This is a genomic window from Mesorhizobium sp. LNJC405B00 (assembly GCF_000502615.1).
In the GTDB taxonomy this organism is placed as follows: Bacteria; Pseudomonadota; Alphaproteobacteria; order Rhizobiales; family Rhizobiaceae; genus Mesorhizobium.
The window spans coordinates 1-776 of the sequence record NZ_AYWC01000057.1 but is presented as its reverse complement, the minus strand read 5'-3'; the positions used below and the strand labels follow the sequence as shown (position 1 = coordinate 776).

The window sequence follows — 776 nt, the reverse complement described above, 5'->3', positions numbered from 1 at the left end:
ACGGCGATCGCCGCCAACACCGCCGACATCACCAATCTCGGCAACACGATCAACAGCATCAGCACCGGCGGCGGCATCAAGTATTTCCATGCCAACTCGACGGCGGCGGATTCGTCGGCAACGGGCACGGACTCCGTCGCCATCGGACCGGTCTCCACCGCGACGGGGACGAACGCCATCGCGGCGGGTGTCAATTCGAGCGCCTCCAATGCCAACGCCTCGGCCATTGGCAGCGGCGCCGTCGCATCGGCGCTTGACGCAACGGCTATGGGATACATATCCAAGGCTTCGGGCCAATACAGCACCGCGGTCGGCGCCAACGCCAATGCTACTGCCACGTCCAGCACCGCGATCGGACAGAACGCGTTTGCGACCGGCTTTCAGGCAACCGCTCTCGGCGTAGGCGCGAATGCCGCCGCCCAGAACGCGATCGCGCTGGGCGCCGGCTCTGCTGCCAGCAACGTAGGTGACGTGGCGCTGGGTTCGGGCTCGGTGACCGCAGCGGCGGTCGGCACCGCCGGCACGACGATCGGCGGCGTCGCCTACAACTTCGCCGGCACGACGCCGGCGAGCACCGTCAGCATCGGCACGGTCGGCGCGGAGCGGACCATCACCAATGTCGCGGCGGGGCGGCTCAGCAATTCGTCGACCGACGCGATCAACGGCTCGCAGCTCTTCGCCACCAACCAGCAGGTGACGCAGAACACCACGGCGATCGCCGCCAACACCGCCGACATCACCAATCTCGGCAACACGATCAACAGCATCAGCACCGG

General features: G+C 67.0%; 1 protein-coding gene and 1 pseudogene. One reads left to right on the top strand and one right to left on the bottom strand.

Features of this window, described 5'->3' with window-relative positions; all coding sequences use genetic code 11:
• Positions 1-227, bottom strand: a 227-nt coding sequence (locus X756_RS1000000170300) for a hypothetical protein (RefSeq protein WP_245264612.1), incomplete at its 3' end; no start/stop codon positions are given.
• On the opposite strand from X756_RS1000000170300, the pseudogene X756_RS136285 reads away from it, so the two are divergent.
• A pseudogene (locus X756_RS136285) lies at positions 142-776 on the top strand (calcium-binding protein); the annotation flags it as partial. The gene X756_RS1000000170300 and the pseudogene X756_RS136285 overlap by 86 nt on opposite strands.